Below are 18528 nucleotides of genomic sequence, written 5' to 3'. Positions count from 1 at the left end.
CCGCGAATGCGGGCTTTTTGTTGATCGGCGGGCCCAGGCTTGAGCAGCACCGGTCATTTACAGCAGATCAGAAGTCCAGGTTGGACACCGACAGCGCGTTGTTCTCGATGAACTCACGACGAGGTTCCACTGCGTCGCCCATCAAGGTATTGAAGATCTGATCAGCAGCGATCGCATCTTCGATGGTGACCTTGAGCATGCGGCGAACCGCTGGGTCCATAGTGGTCTCCCAGAGCTGATCCGGGTTCATCTCGCCCAGACCTTTGTAGCGCTGGATGGTGTGACGCTTGGCAGTCTCGTTCATCAGCCAGTCGAGGGCTTCCTTGAACTCGCTGACTGCCTTGCGCCGTTCGCCACGTTGCACGTAAGCGCCTTCACCGAACAGGGTGCTGATCTTGCCACCCAGGTTAACCACAGTGCGGTAGTCGTTGCTGCCGAAGAAGTCACGGTTGAAGGTGATGTAGCTTGCGAGGCCGTGGGAGGTGATTTCCACTTCCGGCAGCCAAACGTTGCGCTCTTTGTCTTCACGCAGGCTGGCGTTGTAGGCCAGGCCCGACTTCTGATTGCTGTGCAGGCGAGCCTGGAAGGTTTTCAACCAAGCCTGCATGTGAGCGTGGTCACCCAACTGCTCCAGGGTGATTTCATCCATGTAGATGAAGTGCTCGGTCAGCTCCTGCGGATACAGGCGCGACAGACGCTTTAGGGTCTTCATCACACTGCGGAACTCTTGGACCAGACTTTCCAGCTGTACGCCGGAAACTGCTGGCGCCGATTCGTCCAGGTGCAGGCTGGCATCATCCAGAGCCGACTGGGTCATGTACTCTTCCATGGCCTCGTCGTCTTTGATGTACTGCTCCTGCTTGCCGCGCTTGACCTTGTACAGCGGTGGCTGAGCGATGTAGATGTAGCCGCGCTCGACCAGCTCCGGCAGCTGACGGAAGAAGAAGGTCAGCAGCAGGGTACGGATGTGCGAACCGTCGACGTCGGCATCGGTCATGATGATGATGTTGTGGTAACGCAGCTTGGCGATGTTGTACTCGTCGCGGCCGATACCACAGCCCAGCGCGGTGATCAGCGTACCGACTTCCTGGGACGAGATCATCTTGTCGAAGCGGGCTTTCTCGACGTTGAGGATCTTACCCTTCAACGGCAGGATCGCCTGGGTACGACGGTTACGGCCTTGCTTGGCCGAACCACCTGCGGAGTCACCCTCCACCAGGTACAGTTCAGACAGGGCAGGGTCCTTCTCCTGGCAGTCAGCCAGTTTCCCCGGCAGGCCAGCGATGTCCAGTGCACCTTTACGGCGAGTCATCTCACGCGCTTTACGCGCAGCTTCACGAGCACGGGCAGCGTCGATCATCTTGCCGACCACAGCCTTGGCTTCGTTGGGGTTTTCCAACAGGAAGTCAGAGAAGAACTTGTTCATCTCTTGTTCGACGGCGGTTTTCACCTCCGACGAGACCAGCTTGTCTTTGGTCTGCGAGCTGAACTTCGGATCCGGTACCTTCACCGAGATGATCGCGGTCAGGCCTTCCCGGGCGTCGTCACCCGTGGTTGCAACCTTGTTCTTCTTGGCCAGGCCTTCTTGCTCAATGTAAGCATTCAGGCTGCGGGTCAACGAAGAACGGAAGCCGACCAGGTGAGTACCACCATCGCGCTGCGGAATGTTATTGGTAAAGCACAACAGGTTTTCGTTGAAGCTGTCGTTCCACTGCAGGGCAACTTCAACACCGACGCCATCTTCACGCTGGGTGCTGAAGTGGAAGACCTGGCTGTTGACCGGCGTCTTGTTGGTGTTCAGATACTCGACAAATGCGCGCAGGCCGCCTTCATATTTGAAGAGCTCTTCTTTGCCACTGCGCTCATCCTTCAACAGAATGCCAACACCCGAGTTCAAGAACGACAACTCGCGAATACGCTTGGCCAGAATGTCCCAGCTGAAGTGGATATTCTTGAAGGTGTCAGCAGACGGCTTGAAGTGGATATGGGTACCGGTGCTGTCGCTTTCACCAACAACCGCCATAGGCGCTTGCGGTACGCCGTGGACGTAAGTCTGTTCCCAGACCTTGCCACTACGGCGTACGGTCAGAATGAGTTGCTCAGAAAGGGCGTTCACTACCGAAACGCCAACACCGTGCAGACCGCCGGATACTTTGTACGAGTTGTCGTCGAACTTACCGCCGGCGTGCAGCACAGTCATGATGACTTCAGCAGCTGAGACGCCTTCTTCTTTATGGACGTCGACCGGAATACCACGGCCGTTGTCGCGGACGCTGATGGATTCGTCCGGGTGGATGATGACGGTGATGTCATCGCAGTGACCGGCGAGGGCTTCGTCGATCGAGTTGTCGACCACCTCGAAGACCATGTGGTGCAGGCCGCTGCCATCATCGGTGTCGCCGATATACATGCCGGGACGTTTGCGTACGGCATCAAGCCCTTTCAGCACTTTAATGCTGGACGAGTCGTACGTTTGATTTTCGCTCATGCCTTCACTCCCGATGGTCGTGGGTCTGGGTGATACGGCCCTGTTCCACGTGGAACAAAGCAACTGGCGTTTCCGTCTGCCAGCCTTCCCTCAGTAATTCGTGATCTACACAGGTGATGAACACCTGGCAGCGTAATTCTTCAAGCAAGCGGCACAGTGCGCGGCGATGCTGCTCGTCCAGCTCAGACGGCAGGTCATCTACGAGATAGATACAAAGACCGCGGCGAGCCTGGCTAACCAGATGACCTTGGGCGATGCGCAATGCGCACACCACAAGTTTCTGTTGCCCACGGGACAAGATATCCGCAGCGTTGTTTGCACCAATACGCAGGCGCAAATCTGCACGTTGCGGACCGGCCTGGGTATGGCCAATCTGCTGATCGCGTTGAAGAGAAGTGGCGAGGACCTCGTTAAGTTCCCGGTCCTTGTCCCAGCCGCGATAGTAGCTCAAGGTCAATCCGTCCAGCTCGACCAGTTCGCTCAGGGTACGCTCGAAGACGGGCTTCAAGGCCTTGATGTAGGTGCGACGGTATTCATCTATCTCCGCGCTCGCCAGGCACAATTCTCGGTCCCAGGCGGCTTGCGAAGCAGCGTCAAGTGTACCATGCCGCAACCATGAGTTCCGCTGCCGCAGCGCCTTCTGCAAGCGCTGCCAAGCACCGAGGAAACGTGGTTCCACGTGGAACACTCCCCAGTCGAGAAACTGCCGACGTATTTTCGGAGCGCCCTCGAGCAGGCGAAAGCTGTCCGGGTTGATCAATTGCAGCGGCAGTAGCTCGGCAAGCTGCGCAGCACTGCGAGCGTTCTGCCCATCGATGCGAATGGTGAAGTCGCCCTGACGCTCGCGTGATACACCCAGGTTGCTGGTGCCACCTTCGGCCAGTTGCACTTCACCAAAGACGGTACAGGTCGGCTGCTCGTACTGGATAACCGGCGTCAGCCGGGTGCTGCGAAATGATCGAGCCAGACCCAGAAGGTACACGGCTTCAAGCACGCTGGTCTTGCCGCTGCCGTTGGCGCCGTAAAGGATGTTGATGCGGGGGGAGGGCGTGAGGGTCACTGGGTGCAGGTTGCGCACCGCAGTGACCATGATACGTCGTAGGGACATTCGCTCAGCTACAGATCACAGGCGCATCGGCATGACGACGTAGGACGAGTCATCGTTGCCAGCTTCCTGCAGCAGGGCACTGCTGTTGGAGTCGGATAGAATCAGACGAACCTGTTCTGTGGTCATTACGCCCAGCACGTCCAGCAAGTAGCTGACGTTGAAGCCGATCTCCAGCGCGCTGCCGTTATAGTCGACGCTGATTTCTTCCTCAGCTTCTTCCTGCTCAGGGTTGTTGGCCTGGATTTTCAGTTGGCCGGCGGCCAACTGCAGGCGAATCCCGCGGTACTTCTCGTTGGACAGAATCGCAGTACGGCTGAAAGCTTCACGCAATGCCTGACGATCACCCACCACCAGCTTGTCACCGCCTTTAGGCAGCACACGCTCGTAGTCTGGGAACTTGCCGTCTACCAGCTTGGAGGTAAAGGTGAATTCACCGGTGGTAGCGCGGATATGGTGCTGGCCGAGTACGATACTGACCATGCCTTCTGGATCGGTCAGCAAACGCGCCAGCTCCAGGATACCTTTGCGTGGCACGATCACCTGGTGCCGGTCAGCTTGCTCGATTCCTGCGGTCATCGAGCACATCGCCAAGCGATGGCCGTCAGTAGCAACGGCGCGCAGGGTGCCTGGGGACACTTCAAGCAGCATACCGTTGAGGTAGTAGCGCACGTCCTGCTGAGCCATGGCGAAGCTGGTGCGCTCGATCAGACGGCGCAGGCGGCTCTGCTCCAGGTCGCAGGTCAGCGAGCCTGGGCCTTCTTCAACAGTCGGGAAGTCATTGGCGGGCAGCGTCGACAGGGTGAAGCGGCTGCGACCGGCTTTAACCAGCAGCTTCTGCTCATCAACCTTGATGTCGATCAGCGCGTCACTTGGCAAGCTCTTGCAGATGTCCATCAGCTTACGTGCCGGGACAGTGATTTCGCCTGGCTCGGCTGGTTCTTCCAGCTGCACGCGACCAACCAGCTCGACTTCCAGGTCGGTACCGGTCAACGACAGCTGCTGGCCTTGTACGACCAACAGGACGTTGGACAGGACCGGCAAGGTCTGGCGACGCTCGACGACACCTGCGACCAGTTGCAGGGGTTTCAACAGGGCTTCGCGTTGAATGGTGAAATGCATGGTCTAGTCCCTTGCCTTCAAAATGGCTGCGCCGGCGATCATCATGTCGTCAGCGTCCGCAGCAGGTTCTTGTAGTCCTCGCGGATGTCCGCATCGGATTCTTTCAGTTCGTTGATCTTGCGGCAGGCGTGCAGCACGGTGGTGTGGTCGCGGCCGCCAAACATATCGCCAATCTCTGGCAAGCTGTGGTTGGTCAGCTCTTTGGACAACGCCATGGCTACCTGACGCGGACGCGCTACCGAGCGCGAGCGACGCTTGGACAGCAGATCGGAGATCTTGATCTTGTAGTACTCAGCGACGGTGCGCTGAATGTTATCCACACTGACCAATTTATCCTGCAGCGCCAGCAAGTCCTTCAGCGACTCGCGGATCAGCTCGATGGTGATATCGCGGCCCATGAAGTGCGAGTGAGCGATGACCCGCTTCAGCGCGCCCTCCAGCTCACGCACGTTGGAACGAATACGCTGGGCAATGAAGAAGGCTGCGTCATGCGGCAAATCCACCTTGGCCTGGTCGGCCTTCTTCATCAGGATCGCAACGCGGGTCTCAAGCTCTGGCGGCTCGACTGCAACAGTCAAACCCCAGCCGAAGCGCGATTTCAGACGCTCTTCAAGGCCTTCGATTTCCTTCGGATAGCGGTCGCTGGTCAAAATCACCTGCTGACCGCCTTCAAGCAAGGCGTTGAAGGTGTGGAAAAACTCTTCCTGCGAACGCTCCTTGCGGGCGAAGAACTGAATGTCATCGATCAGCAGCGCATCGACTGAGCGGTAGAAGCGCTTGAACTCGTTGATGGCATTGAGCTGCAGCGCCTTGACCATGTCGGCCACGAAGCGCTCGGAATGCAGGTACACCACCTTGGCATTCGGGTTCTTCTTCAGCAGGTGGTTACCCACAGCGTGCATCAAGTGAGTTTTCCCCAGGCCTACACCGCCATACAGAAAAAGCGGGTTGTAACCATGCTTGGGGTTATCCGCCACCTGCCACGCAGCCGCACGGGCAAGTTGGTTGGATTTACCTTCCACAAACGTATCGAAGGTGAACGTGCGGTTCAGATAGCTGGTGTGCTTGAGCGCACCTTCTACCTGCACAGTGCGCTGTTCAGTGCGCCCAGGTGCAGTTGGCTGCACGGGCGTATCGCCGCCCATCGAGTCAAAGCTGTGGCGCGAAGTCGGCTCTTCGACTTCGTTGACCATTACCGGCTCGATCGATTTGGCCGCAGTGCGCTCTTCAGACGGAGCCGCAGGTGCAGGCTGCTGAGACTGTGCAATCGCTGCCGCCGCAGCACTGACCGGGGCGTTGGGAGCTGCGCGTGCTGCAGAACTGCGCCGGCTGCCTATCAACAAGGACAGCGCCGGTGCGATGCCGCTGCCGTGCTCACCCAGCAGCTCAAGCAGCCGGCCCAGGTACTTTTCATTGACCCAGTCGAGGACGAAGCGATTAGGCGCGTATACGCGCAGCTCGTCGCCTTCGGCTTCGACCTGTAGTGGACGGATCCAGGTGTTGAATTGCTGGGCAGGCAGTTCGTCGCGCAGAAGCTCCACGCACTGCTGCCAAAGTTCCACTGACACGGATATCCCCTGAGTTGAAAGCCGGATGAGGCAAAAAGCAAACCGCCATTGTACCGGGCGGGTGAGTACTTATCCACATAAGAGCGGCATGGATGGCGTGCCAAAGCAGCCAATTCATGTCCGAAAAGCCATCTTAAACCCTGAATAAGCTCTGTGGATAACCCCGCATAAGGGCTATGCACAACCCTGGGTTGAAGCCTGTGGATAAAACCCCTGTGGATAAACAGCCATTCGATCCACAGGTTTCGACCATGCGCAGCACAAGCGCAGCACCTGTTTCTGACAGAGTCTACGATCTCTGTACATAGCATGGATAAAGGGCTGCGTAATGTTATCCACAGAAAAGGCTGTGTATAAGATCTATAAGTTATTCAGAAAAGCTTTATATATGCCTCTTTTATATTTTCATATTGAGCGTGTCTGTGAAAAGCGCTCAGGCCGATGACACACTCGGTCCAGCGCCACCTCATCCACCTCGCCGATGAAAAAAGTGCTGCCATCCATAAGGAAAGGCTGGTTGGAAATTGACCTATTGGCTTGCTTTCTCTAGAATCGCCGATCTCTTAAAACGGGGGCCATTCCGGCCCGTGTCGTCGAACCCAGGTAACACGCCATGAAACGTACTTTCCAACCAAGCACCATCAAGCGCGCGCGCACCCACGGCTTCCGTGCCCGTATGGCCACCAAGAACGGTCGTGCAGTACTGTCGCGTCGTCGCGCCAAAGGCCGTAAGCGTCTGGCCGTTTGATTTTTCGGCACAGGTGGTGAGTCAGGACTTCAGTCGGGATAAGCGACTGCTTACAGCCCGGCACTTCAAAGCGGTCTTCGACTCGCCAACTGGCAAGGTTCCAGGCAAAAGCCTGCTTATCCTTGCCCGCGAGAACGGCCTCGATCACCCGCGCCTCGGCTTGGTGATCGGCAAGAAGAGCGTCAAGCTTGCCGTTCAACGCAATCGCCTCAAACGTTTGATGCGTGATTCCTTTCGTCTGAATCAGCAGAGTCTTGCTGGGCTGGACATTGTGATCGTCGCGCGCAAAGGCTTGGGCGAGGTAGAAAACCCAGAATTGCACCAACACTTTGGCAAACTCTGGAAGCGCCTGGCTCGCAGTCGGCCCTCTCCAGCGGTAACTGCCGATCCTGCAGGGGTAGACAGTCCAGATGCGTAAACTGGCCCTCGTTCCGATCCAGTTTTACCGTTACGCCATTAGTCCTCTGATGGCCAGCCATTGTCGTTTCTACCCCAGCTGCTCCTGTTACGCCTACGAAGCCATTGAAAACCATGGCCTCTTGCGTGGCGGGTGGCTAGCCGTTCGTCGCCTGGGGCGTTGTAATCCGTGGAACGACGGCGGTTTCGACCCCGTCCCACCCGCTCCCTCCTCCCGAACTTCTTCGATAGCCGAGTAATCATGGATATTAAACGCACGATCCTGATCGTCGCCCTGGCAATCGTGGCCTACGTGCTGGTCCTTAAATGGAACCAGGACTACGGTCAGGCTGCTCTGCCGACTCAGCACACTGCTGCCAGCAACGCTGCACCGGCTTTGCCGGACACCGTACCGGCTGGTAACAACGACGGCGCCAGCGCCGACGTGCCGAGCGCCAATGCTGATGCCAGCCCGGCCGAACTGGCTCCAGTGGCCGTCAGCAAGGACCTGATCCGCGTCAAGACCGACGTCCTTGATCTGGCTATCGACCCGGTCGGTGGTGACATCGTCCAGCTGAACCTGCCGCAATTCCCTCGTCGTCAGGATCATCCGGATATCCCGTTCCAGCTGTTCGACAACGGCAATGAGCGCACCTACCTGGCCCAAAGCGGCCTGACCGGTGCCAATGGCCCGGACGCCCGCGCCACCGGTCGCCCTGTATATGCCGCCGAGCAGAAGAGCTTCCAGCTGGCCGATGGCCAGGAACAACTGGTCGTCGACCTGAAGTTCAGCGAGAACGGCGTCAACTACATCAAGCGCTTCAGCTTCAAGCGCGGCGAGTACGATCTGACCGTCAGCTACCTGATCGACAACCAGAGCGGCCAGGCCTGGTCGGGCAACATGTTTGCTCAGCTCAAGCGTGATGCCAGCTCCGATCCATCGTCGAGCACCGCGACCGGTACCGCGACCTACCTGGGCGCTGCCCTGTGGACGCCGTCCGAGCCGTACAAGAAAGTGTCGATGAAAGACATCGACAAGGGCAGCCTGAAAGAAACCGTATCCGGTGGCTGGGTTGCCTGGCTGCAGCACTACTTCGTAACTGCCTGGATTCCGGCCAAGTCGGATAACAACGTCCTGCAGACCCGGAAAGACAGCCAAGGCAACTACATCATCGGCTACACCGGCCCGGCGCTCAGCGTGCCTGCTGGTGGCAAGGTCGAAACCAGCGCCATGCTGTACGCCGGTCCGAAGATTCAGTCCAAGCTCAAGGAGTTGTCCCCAGGCCTGGAACTGACCGTCGACTACGGCTTCCTGTGGTTCATTGCCCAGCCGATCTTCTGGCTGCTGCAACATATCCACAGCCTGCTGGGTAACTGGGGCTGGTCGATCATCGTCCTGACCATGCTGATCAAAGGTCTGTTCTTCCCGCTGTCGGCTGCCAGCTACCGTTCGATGGCGCGCATGCGTGCCGTATCGCCGAAACTGGCCGCGCTGAAGGAACGCTTCGGTGACGATCGCCAGAAGATGTCCCAGGCGATGATGGAGCTGTACAAGAAAGAGAAGATCAACCCGCTCGGTGGCTGCTTGCCGATCCTGGTGCAGATGCCGGTGTTCCTGGCCCTGTACTGGGTTCTGCTGGAAAGCGTCGAGATGCGCCAGGCACCATGGATGCTGTGGATTACCGACCTGTCGATCAAGGATCCGTTCTTCATCCTGCCGATCATCATGGGCGCGACCATGTTCATCCAGCAGCGCCTGAACCCAACCCCGCCGGATCCGATGCAGGCGAAGGTCATGAAAATGATGCCAATCATCTTCACCTTCTTCTTCCTGTGGTTCCCAGCTGGTCTGGTGCTGTACTGGGTTGTGAACAACTGCCTGTCGATTTCGCAGCAGTGGTACATCACTCGCCGTATCGAAGCAGCCTCCAAAAGTGCTGCCGCCTAACAGGCTGATACGCTAGCCTGTGAATAAAAACGCCCCCTCGTGGGGCGTTTTTGCTATCTGTGTAATGAATTTGTGGAGAGGCTTGCGAGCATGAACCCTGTGCGTGAAACCATCGCCGCGATTGCCACCGCCCAAGGCCGCGGTGGGGTCGGCATCGTCCGGCTGTCCGGTCCATTGGCGAGCGAGGCCGGGCTGGCCATTACCGGCCGCAGCCTGAAACCACGTTATGCACACTACGGCCCGTTCCGCGACCAGGACGGCCTGGTGCTCGACGAGGGCATCGCGTTGTTCTTCCCCGGGCCGAACTCGTTCACCGGCGAAGACGTGCTCGAGCTGCAGGGCCACGGCGGCCCGGTGGTATTGGACATGCTCTTGCAGCGTTGCCTGCAGTTGGGCAGCCGCCTGGCGCGTCCGGGTGAATTCAGTGAGCGGGCTTTTCTCAACGACAAACTCGACCTGGCCCAGGCAGAAGCCATCGCCGACCTGATCGAGGCCAGCTCGACTCAGGCTGCGCGAAATGCACTGCGGTCACTGCAGGGCGAGTTTTCCAAACGTGTGCACAGCCTGACCGAAGCATTGATTGCCTTGCGCATCTACGTCGAGGCGGCGATCGATTTTCCCGAAGAGGAGATCGATTTCCTCGCCGATGGCCACGTACTGGGCATGCTCGATGAGGTTCGCACTGCGTTATCCACAGTGCAGAAGGAAGCAGGCCAGGGCGCATTGCTGCGTGACGGCATGAACGTGGTGATCGCCGGCCGGCCCAATGCCGGCAAGTCGAGCCTGCTCAACCGGCTGGCCGGGCGCGAAGCGGCGATCGTAACTGAAATCGCCGGCACCACCCGGGACATCCTGCGTGAACATATCCACATCGATGGCATGCCGTTGCACGTTGTGGATACCGCAGGCCTGCGCGATACCGATGATCATGTGGAAAAGATCGGGGTGGAACGTGCGTTGAAGGCAATCAGCGAAGCTGACCGTGTGCTGCTCGTCGTCGACAGTACCGCGCCGGAAGCGGCAGATCCATTCGCTTTGTGGCCCGAATTTCTCGACCAACGGCCAGATCCGGGTAAAGTCACCCTGATTCGCAACAAGGCCGACCTCAGTGGTGAAGCGGTTGCAGTTGAACAATGCGCCGATGGCCACGTCACCATCACGCTTAGCGCCAAGGGCGATGACACCGGCTTGGAGCTGCTGCGCGAGCACCTGAAAGCCTGCATGGGTTATCAACAGACCTCCGAAAGCAGCTTCAGCGCGCGTCGGCGCCACCTGGAGGCGCTGAACATCGCAAGTACGCATCTGGAGCACGGTCGTGCTCAGCTCACGCTGGCGGGCGCGGGAGAGCTGCTGGCCGAGGATCTGCGCATGGCGCAGCAGGCACTCGGCGAAATTACCGGTGCGTTCAGCTCGGACGACCTGCTAGGGCGCATCTTCTCCAGCTTCTGTATCGGTAAATAATCCACAAATCTGTCGCCGACGGACCTGAGCGCAGGCCTGTCGGCCTATGACAGCGGAAGCACACTGGACGCAATGTCCGGTTTTACTCCCTCCTTTGTAAAAAAATCCCTAATCCGTGGCTGCTGATTTTAATCAACAGGCTCGTTCTCTGCGTCTAAGCTCTGTGGATAAGCCGCCCTTAGCTCAGTTGATAACCATGCTTTTTTTCTGAGGATAAATCCGCCTGTGGGTAACATGGCATTCTATCCACAGGCTCAAAGGGCTTATCCAGAGCCCTCATAGGCACATGGACACAGGGTTTAATTCCTCTGTACATACCATGAATTATGGCCTGTAGCGTTCTATCCACAGATAATGGCCTGCATAGAAATAAACATAAAAACAAAGCTTTTAAATATTTTCCTTTTTAATTTCTGTTATCCCGTTCATCCACAGGCTGGTCAAAATTTGCGCAGACGGTTTCTTTAGAAGGCAGGAAGTCGCATACTTGTCCGCTTAATTTTTCTATTCGCGAAACAGGCACGAGGTGCGTGGTGGATTTCCCTTCCCGTTTTGAAGTGATCGTCATCGGCGGCGGCCATGCCGGTACCGAGGCTGCGCTTGCGTCTGCACGCATGGGTGTAAAAACCCTGTTGCTGACCCACAACGTGGAAACCCTCGGTCACATGAGCTGCAACCCAGCTATCGGTGGCATCGGCAAGAGCCATCTGGTCAAAGAGATCGATGCGCTCGGCGGCGCCATGGCGTTGGCCACCGACAAAAGCGGTATCCAGTTCCGTGTTCTGAACAACCGCAAAGGTCCAGCTGTACGGGCAACCCGTGCCCAGGCCGACCGAGCTATCTACAAGGCGGTGGTACGCGAGATTCTCGAGAACCAGCCCAACCTGTGGATTTTCCAGCAGTCCTGTGACGACCTGATCGTCGAGCAGGACCAGGTCAAGGGCGTGGTTACACAAATGGGTCTGCGCTTTTTCGCGGATTCGGTGGTGTTGACCAGTGGCACCTTCCTCGGCGGGCTTATCCACATCGGCATGCAGAACTACAGCGGTGGTCGCGCCGGTGACCCGCCTTCCAATGCCTTGGCCCAACGCATGCGTGAACTGCCGCTGCGTGTCGGTCGCCTGAAAACCGGTACACCGCCACGCATCGACGGCCGCTCGGTGGATTTCTCGGTAATGACCGAGCAGCCGGGTGATACACCGATTCCAGTGATGTCGTTCATGGGCAACGCGCAGATGCATCCGCGTCAGGTCAGCTGCTGGATTACCCATACCAACGCCCGCACCCACGAGATCATTGCCTCGAACCTGGATCGCTCGCCGATGTATTCGGGCGTGATCGAAGGCGTCGGCCCGCGTTACTGCCCGTCGATCGAAGACAAGATCCACCGCTTTGCCGACAAGGACAGCCACCAGGTATTCATCGAGCCGGAAGGCCTGACTACCCACGAGCTGTACCCCAACGGCATTTCCACTTCGTTGCCGTTCGACGTGCAACTGGAGCTGGTGCGCTCGATCCGTGGTATGGAAAACGCCCACATCGTGCGCCCCGGCTATGCCATCGAGTACGACTACTTCGACCCGCGTGATCTCAAGTACAGCCTCGAGACCAAGGTCATCGGCGGCTTGTTCTTCGCCGGTCAGATCAACGGCACCACCGGTTACGAAGAGGCCGGTGCACAAGGTTTGCTCGCCGGGACCAACGCTGCGCTGCGCGCGCAGGGCCGTGACAGCTGGTGCCCGCGGCGCGACGAGGCCTACCTCGGGGTGCTGGTCGATGACCTGATTACCCTCGGCACTCAGGAGCCGTACCGCATGTTCACTTCACGTGCCGAGTACCGCCTGATCCTGCGCGAAGACAACGCCGACCTGCGCCTGACCGAGAAGGGCCGTGAGCTCGGCTTGATCGACGATCAGCGTTGGGCCGCGTTCTGCACCAAGCGCGAAGGCATCGAACGTGAAGAACAGCGCCTGAAATCCACCTGGGTGCGCCCTAATACTGCGCAAGGCCAAGCCATTGTGGATAAGTTCGGCACGCCGCTGAGTCACGAGTACAGCCTGCTAAACCTGCTGGCCCGCCCAGAGATCGACTATGTCGGCCTGATCGAGGCTACCGGGGGCGAAATCCTCGATGCACAGGTTGCCGAGCAGGTCGAAATAAAGACCAAGTACGCCGGCTACATTGACCGCCAGCAGGAAGAAATCGCCCGCCTGCGCGCCAGTGAAGACACCCAGTTGCCTGTGGATATCGACTACACGACGATTTCCGGGCTGTCCAAAGAGATCCAGAGCAAGCTTGGCCAGACCCGTCCAGAGACTCTCGGCCAGGCTTCGCGTATCCCCGGCGTCACGCCGGCGGCGATTTCGCTGTTGTTGATCCACCTGAAAAAACGCGGCGCTGGCCGCGAATTGGAGCAAAGCGCTTGAGTTCTTCGGTCACCCCGCAGCACGCAGAAGAGTTGTCCACAGGCGCGCGCCAGCTTGGCGTCGCCCTGAGCGAGCAGCAGCACCAGCAATTGCTGGGTTATCTGGCCCTGTTGATAAAATGGAACAAGGCCTACAATCTCACCGCAGTGCGCGATCCTGATGAAATGGTTTCGCGGCATTTGCTCGACAGCCTCAGCGTGATGCCGTTTATCCACAGCGGCGCGCAAAGCTGGCTCGATGTTGGCAGCGGTGGTGGCATGCCCGGTATCCCGTTGGCGATTCTGCACCCGCACAAGCAAGTGACCCTGCTCGACAGCAACGGCAAGAAAACCCGCTTCCTGACCCAGGTGAAGCTGGAGCTCAAGCTCGACAACCTGCAGGTTATCCACAGCCGGGTCGAGGAGTATCAACCGGCGCAGCCGTTTGCCGGGATCATCTCCCGAGCGTTCAGCAGCATGGAGAACTTCACCGGCTGGACGCGCCACCTCGGTGACACGCAGACGCACTGGCTTGCAATGAAAGGGCTGCATCCTGCCGACGAACTGGTAGCATTGCCCGCAGACTTCACAGTCGAAAGCGAGCAGGCCCTGACCGTTCCGGGTTGTCAGGGCCAGCGTCATCTGCTGATACTGCGCCGCAAGGCATGACTGGGAACACACGCAACAATGGCTAAGGTATTCGCAATTGCGAACCAGAAGGGTGGTGTGGGTAAAACCACCACCTGCATCAATCTCGCCGCATCGCTGGCTGCGACCAAGCGTCGTGTGCTGCTGATCGACCTCGATCCGCAGGGCAACGCGACCATGGGCAGCGGGGTCGACAAGCATGAGCTCGAGCATTCGGTCTATGACCTGCTGATTGGCGAATGCGACCTGGCCCAGGCGATGCACTACTCCGAGCACGGTGGCTATCAGCTGCTGCCGGCCAACCGCGACCTGACCGCCGCGGAAGTCGTCCTGCTGGAAATGCAGGTCAAGGAGAGCCGCCTGCTCAATGCGCTGGCGCCGATCCGCGACAACTACGATTTCATCCTGATCGACTGCCCGCCGTCGTTGTCGATGCTGACGCTCAATGCGCTGGTAGCCTCCGATGGCGTGATCATCCCGATGCAGTGCGAGTACTACGCATTGGAAGGTCTCAGCGACCTTGTGGATAACATCAAGCGCATCGCCGCCAAGCTGAACCCGCAGCTGAGGATCGAGGGTCTGCTACGGACGATGTTCGATCCGCGCCTGAGCCTGAACAATGACGTCTCGGCGCAGCTCAAGCAGCACTTCGGCGACCAGCTCTACGACACCGTGATCCCGCGCAACATTCGCCTGGCCGAAGCGCCAAGCTTCGGCATGCCGGCGCTGGCCTACGACAAGCAATCGCGTGGCGCGCAGGCTTATCTGGCCCTGGCCGGCGAGCTGGTCCGCCGCCAACGTCGGCCATCACGCACTGCACAAACAACTTAAGGAATCCGCATGGCCGTTAAGAAACGAGGTCTCGGACGTGGGTTGGATGCACTGCTCAGTGGTCCTTCCGTCAGCTCGCTCGAGGAGCAGGCTGTCAAGATCGACCAGAAAGAACTGCAACACCTGCCGGTCGAGCTGATCCAGCGTGGCAAGTACCAGCCACGCCGTGACATGGACCCGGAGGCGCTGGAAGAGCTGGCCGCCTCGATCCGTATCCAGGGCGTGATGCAGCCGATCGTGGTCCGTCCGATCGCTGATGACCGCTTCGAGATCATCGCCGGTGAACGCCGCTGGCGGGCGACTCAGCTGGCTGGCCTCGACACCATCCCGGCGATGGTCCGCGATGTGCCCGATGAAACCGCCATTGCCATGGCACTGATCGAGAACATCCAGCGTGAAGACCTCAACCCGCTGGAAGAGGCGATCGCCCTGCAACGGCTGCAGCAGGAGTTTGAACTGACTCAGCAGCAGGTTGCCGATGCGGTCGGCAAGTCGCGGGTGACCGTGGCCAACCTGCTGCGCCTGATCTCGTTGCCGGAGGCGATCAAGACCATGCTCGCTCATGGTGATCTGGAGATGGGCCATGCGCGTGCTTTGCTCGGTCTTGAAGAGAATCGGCAGGAAGAGGGGGCGCGTCATGTTGTCGCACGTGGCCTGACCGTGCGCCAAACCGAGGCACTGGTACGCCAGTGGTTGAGCGGTAAACCTGATCCGGTAGAACCGAACAAACCTGATCCGGACATCGCTCGCCTTGAACAGCGTCTGGCAGAGCGGCTGGGCTCCGCAGTGCAGATTCGCCATGGCAACAAGGGCAAAGGCCAGCTGGTAATCCGTTATAACTCGCTAGATGAGTTGCAGGGTGTGCTTGCTCACATCCGCTGAAACAATTCCTGTTGTAGCGCGTAGTCGGAAATCACTACCCAAGAGTTGAATAGGGGTTAAACCACCCCTATACTCTGCGCGCATTTTGTCGGCACAAATTATGCCAAGTCGATGCTGACTTGAGGGTCGACATTCGAGGAGTAGTGGTGATGGAAACCCGCACGCCAAACCGCTTGCCTTTCCATCGCTGGGCGGTTTTTCCGGTGCTGCTGACGCAATGTGTCATTGTCCTGCTGGCAACTTTGGTGTTGTGGCAGTGGAAGGGTGCAGTCAGTGGATATTCAGGCCTCTGTGGAGGACTGATTGCCTGGTTGCCCAATGTGTATTTTGCCTGGAAGGCTTTTCGCTTTAGCGGAGCCCGGGCAGCGCAGGCCATCGTCAAGTCGTTCTACGCAGGCGAGGCAGGCAAATTGATTTTGACGGCAGTGCTGTTTGCACTGACCTTCGCAGGAGTGAAGCCATTGGCGCCGTTAGCAGTCTTCGGCGTCTTCATGCTGACCCAACTGGTCAGCTGGTTCGCGCCCCTGCTAATGAATAAAAGACTTTCGAGACCTAAGGGCGTTTGAGGCAACCATGGCAGCAGAAACCGCTTCGGGCTATATCCAGCACCACTTGCAGAACCTGACCTACGGTCAACTACCAGACGGCAGCTGGGGCTTGGCCCATTCGGCTGCTGAAGCCAAGGCTATGGGTTTCTGGGCATTCCACCTGGACACCCTGGGCTGGTCGGTTGCACTGGGTCTGATCTTCCTGTTCATCTTCCGCATGGCAGCCAAGAAGGCCACTTCCGGCCAGCCTGGCGGTCTGCAGAACTTCGTCGAAGTGATGGTCGATTTCGTTCACGGCAGCGTGAAGGACTCGTTCCACGGTCGTAGCCCGGTGATTGCACCGCTGGCGCTGACTATCTTCGTCTGGGTGTTCCTGATGAACGCCATCGACCTGGTACCGGTTGACTGGATCCCGCAACTGGCGATCCTGATCTCGGGCGACCCGCACATCCCGTTCCGCGCTGTGTCGACTACCGACCCTAACGCTACTCTGGGCATGGCCCTGAGCGTGTTCGCGCTGATCATCTTCTACAGCATCAAGGTCAAGGGCATCGGCGGCTTCATCGGCGAACTGACCCTGCATCCGTTCGGCAGCAAGAACGTCTTCGTTCAGGCGCTGCTGATCCCGGTCAACTTCCTGCTGGAATTCGTTACCCTGATCGCCAAGCCGATCTCGCTGGCCCTGCGACTGTTCGGCAACATGTATGCCGGCGAGCTGGTGTTCATCCTGATCGCGGTGATGTTCGGCAGCGGCCTGCTCTGGCTCAGCGGCCTGGGCGTGGTGCTGCAATGGGCGTGGGCTGTGTTCCACATCCTGATCATCACACTGCAAGCATTCATCTTCATGATGCTGACCATCGTCTACCTGTCGATGGCGCACGAAGATAACCATTAAGACCGCCTGGCGTGTCTGATAGCCTTCCCCGCCTGGCTGGGGGGAGGGCTGAAAAAGTCCGCAAGGGCAGCTGTACCAAACGATTCGTTTTACCGCTTCAAACTAAAAAACCTAACCAATACGACGTAAAAGTCGGGAGGAAAGATGGAAACTGTAGTTGGTCTTACCGCTATTGCTGTTGCTCTGCTGATCGGTCTGGGCGCACTGGGCACCGCCATTGGTTTCGGCCTGCTGGGCGGCAAGTTCCTCGAAGGTGCTGCTCGTCAGCCTGAGATGGTTCCAATGCTGCAGGTCAAAATGTTCATCGTTGCCGGTCTGCTCGACGCCGTAACCATGATCGGTGTTGGTATTGCTCTGTTCTTCACCTTCGCAAACCCGTTCGTTGGTCAACTCGCTGGCTAATCATCTCGTCCTACGAGTTGATGGCTGGTGATGAACAAAGACCGAGCGAGGTGTTGGCGTGAACATTAATGCAACCCTGATTGGCCAATCCGTTGCCTTCTTGATTTTTGTTGTTTTCTGCATGAAGTACGTTTGGCCTCCGGTCATCGCTGCTCTGCAAGAACGTCAAAAGAAGATTGCCGATGGTTTGGACGCTGCCAACCGCGCAGCTCGCGACCTGGAGCTGGCCCAAGAGAAAGCGGGTCAGCAACTGCGTGAAGCTAAAGCACAGGCAGCTGAAATCATTGAGCAGGCCAAGAAACGCGCTGCTCAGCTTGTCGAGGAAGCCCGTGACCAGGCCCGCGTCGAAGCTGACCGTGTGAAGGCTCAGGCTCAGGCCGAGATCGAACAGGAACTGAACAGCGTCAAAGACGCCCTGCGTGCCCAAGTGGGTGCCCTGGCTGTTGGCGGTGCTGAGAAGATCCTTGGGGCCACAATCGATCAAAACGCGCATGCGGAGCTGGTTAACAAACTGGCCGCTGAAATTTAAGCGAGGGCGATCATGGCAGAACTGACCACGTTGGCCCGACCTTACGCTAAGGCTGCCTTTGAGCATGCCCAGGCCCATCAGCAACTGGCCAATTGGTCAGCCATGCTCGGCCTGGCTGCTGCTGTGTCGCAAGACGACACCATGCAGCGCCTGCTCAAGGCCCCGCGACTGACGAGCGCACAAAAGGCCGCCACGTTCATTGACGTGTGCGGTGACAAGTTTGATGCACAGGCACAGAATTTCATTCATGTTGCCGCGGAAAATGGCCGTCTCCTGCTCCTGCCGGAAATTGCCGACCTGTTCGAGCTGTACAAGGCCGAACTGGAAAAATCCGTGGACGTGGAAGTCACCAGTGCTTTTGCGTTGAACCAAGAACAGCAAGACAAACTCGCCAAGGTTCTCAGTGCACGGCTCGGCCAGGAAGTTCGCCTGCACGCGTCAGAGGATGCCAGCCTGATCGGCGGCGTCCTCATCCGCGCCGGCGACCTGGTAATCGATGGCTCTGTTCGCGGCAAAATCGCGAAACTGGCCGAAGCATTGAAATCTTGAGTTT

The 18528-nt window shown here is 58.3% G+C and carries 18 protein-coding genes; 14 read left to right on the top strand and 4 right to left on the bottom strand.

Annotated features, from left to right (window positions below):
- Positions 1–67: 67 nt before the first annotated feature.
- The 4 genes from gyrB to dnaA are packed head-to-tail and all read right to left on the bottom strand — an operon-like array spanning position 68 to position 6283.
- On the bottom strand, positions 68–2488 hold the full coding sequence (gene gyrB / locus M2396_RS11975) for a DNA topoisomerase (ATP-hydrolyzing) subunit B (protein WP_101322780.1): 2421 nt from the start codon (positions 2486–2488) through the stop codon (positions 68–70).
- Between the two features lie 4 nt (positions 2489–2492).
- Complete coding sequence (gene recF, locus M2396_RS11970; RefSeq protein WP_101322781.1) at positions 2493–3596, bottom strand: DNA replication/repair protein RecF; 1104 nt, start codon at positions 3594–3596, stop codon at positions 2493–2495.
- A 15-nt stretch (positions 3597–3611) separates the two neighbouring features.
- Positions 3612–4715: a DNA polymerase III subunit beta gene (gene dnaN, locus M2396_RS11965; protein ID WP_101322782.1), complete on the bottom strand. Its 1104-nt coding sequence runs from the start codon at positions 4713–4715 to the stop codon at positions 3612–3614.
- Positions 4716–4756: 41 nt separating this feature from the next.
- Positions 4757–6283 carry a chromosomal replication initiator protein DnaA gene (gene dnaA, locus M2396_RS11960; RefSeq protein ID WP_101322783.1) on the bottom strand — a complete coding sequence of 509 codons (1527 nt, stop codon included), beginning with the start codon at positions 6281–6283 and terminating at the stop codon, positions 4757–4759.
- A gap of 613 nt (positions 6284–6896) precedes the next feature.
- On the opposite strand from dnaA, the gene rpmH reads away from it, so the two are divergent.
- The 14 genes from rpmH (at position 6897) to M2396_RS11890 (ending at position 18524) form a co-directional block, all read left to right on the top strand.
- Entirely contained in the window at positions 6897–7031 is a 135-nt protein-coding gene (gene rpmH, locus M2396_RS11955) for a 50S ribosomal protein L34 (RefSeq protein ID WP_002551315.1), read from the top strand.
- Positions 7032–7044: 13 nt separating this feature from the next.
- Entirely contained in the window at positions 7045–7449 is a 405-nt protein-coding gene (gene rnpA / locus M2396_RS11950) for a ribonuclease P protein component (protein WP_101322784.1), read from the top strand.
- Positions 7442–7687 carry a membrane protein insertion efficiency factor YidD gene (yidD, locus tag M2396_RS11945; RefSeq protein ID WP_101322785.1) on the top strand — a complete coding sequence of 82 codons (246 nt, stop codon included), beginning with the start codon at positions 7442–7444 and terminating at the stop codon, positions 7685–7687. Before rnpA ends, yidD begins: the two co-directional genes overlap by 8 nt.
- A 2-nt stretch (positions 7688–7689) precedes the next feature.
- A complete protein-coding gene (yidC, locus tag M2396_RS11940; RefSeq protein ID WP_101322786.1) occupies positions 7690–9375 on the top strand; it encodes a membrane protein insertase YidC in 1686 nt (561 codons plus the stop codon).
- Between the two features lie 90 nt (positions 9376–9465).
- The gene (gene mnmE / locus M2396_RS11935) at positions 9466–10836 is read left to right on the top strand and encodes a tRNA uridine-5-carboxymethylaminomethyl(34) synthesis GTPase MnmE (protein WP_101322787.1); all 1371 of its coding nucleotides are present in this window, start codon (positions 9466–9468) and stop codon (positions 10834–10836) included.
- 533 nt (positions 10837–11369) lie between these two features.
- Positions 11370–13262 (top strand): tRNA uridine-5-carboxymethylaminomethyl(34) synthesis enzyme MnmG, encoded by a 1893-nt coding sequence (mnmG, locus tag M2396_RS11930; protein ID WP_101322788.1) that lies wholly within the window; start codon positions 11370–11372, stop codon positions 13260–13262.
- Entirely contained in the window at positions 13259–13909 is a 651-nt protein-coding gene (gene rsmG / locus M2396_RS11925; protein WP_259075094.1) for a 16S rRNA (guanine(527)-N(7))-methyltransferase RsmG, read from the top strand. Before mnmG ends, rsmG begins: the two co-directional genes overlap by 4 nt.
- An 18-nt stretch (positions 13910–13927) precedes the next feature.
- The gene (locus tag M2396_RS11920) at positions 13928–14719 is read left to right on the top strand and encodes a ParA family protein (protein ID WP_101322790.1); all 792 of its coding nucleotides are present in this window, start codon (positions 13928–13930) and stop codon (positions 14717–14719) included.
- Positions 14720–14728: 9 nt separating this feature from the next.
- Entirely contained in the window at positions 14729–15601 is an 873-nt protein-coding gene (locus M2396_RS11915; RefSeq protein ID WP_101322791.1) for a ParB/RepB/Spo0J family partition protein, read from the top strand.
- A 149-nt stretch (positions 15602–15750) separates the two neighbouring features.
- Positions 15751–16167 (top strand): F0F1 ATP synthase subunit I, encoded by a 417-nt coding sequence (locus M2396_RS11910; protein ID WP_188036922.1) that lies wholly within the window; start codon positions 15751–15753, stop codon positions 16165–16167.
- A 7-nt stretch (positions 16168–16174) separates the two neighbouring features.
- A complete protein-coding gene (atpB, locus tag M2396_RS11905) occupies positions 16175–17044 on the top strand; it encodes a F0F1 ATP synthase subunit A (protein ID WP_101322793.1) in 870 nt (289 codons plus the stop codon).
- A gap of 144 nt (positions 17045–17188) precedes the next feature.
- Positions 17189–17446 carry a F0F1 ATP synthase subunit C gene (atpE, locus tag M2396_RS11900; RefSeq protein ID WP_002555987.1) on the top strand — a complete coding sequence of 86 codons (258 nt, stop codon included), beginning with the start codon at positions 17189–17191 and terminating at the stop codon, positions 17444–17446.
- A gap of 58 nt (positions 17447–17504) precedes the next feature.
- The gene (locus M2396_RS11895) at positions 17505–17975 is read left to right on the top strand and encodes a F0F1 ATP synthase subunit B (protein ID WP_101322794.1); all 471 of its coding nucleotides are present in this window, start codon (positions 17505–17507) and stop codon (positions 17973–17975) included.
- A gap of 12 nt (positions 17976–17987) precedes the next feature.
- Positions 17988–18524: a F0F1 ATP synthase subunit delta gene (locus tag M2396_RS11890; protein ID WP_101322795.1), complete on the top strand. Its 537-nt coding sequence runs from the start codon at positions 17988–17990 to the stop codon at positions 18522–18524.
- Positions 18525–18528: the final 4 nt, after the last annotated feature.

Origin of the sequence: Pseudomonas sp. BIGb0278, from assembly GCF_024809895.1 — a bacterium.
Classification (GTDB): Bacteria; Pseudomonadota; Gammaproteobacteria; order Pseudomonadales; family Pseudomonadaceae; genus Aquipseudomonas; species Aquipseudomonas shirazensis.
This window is presented reverse-complemented; position numbering and strand designations above follow the sequence as displayed.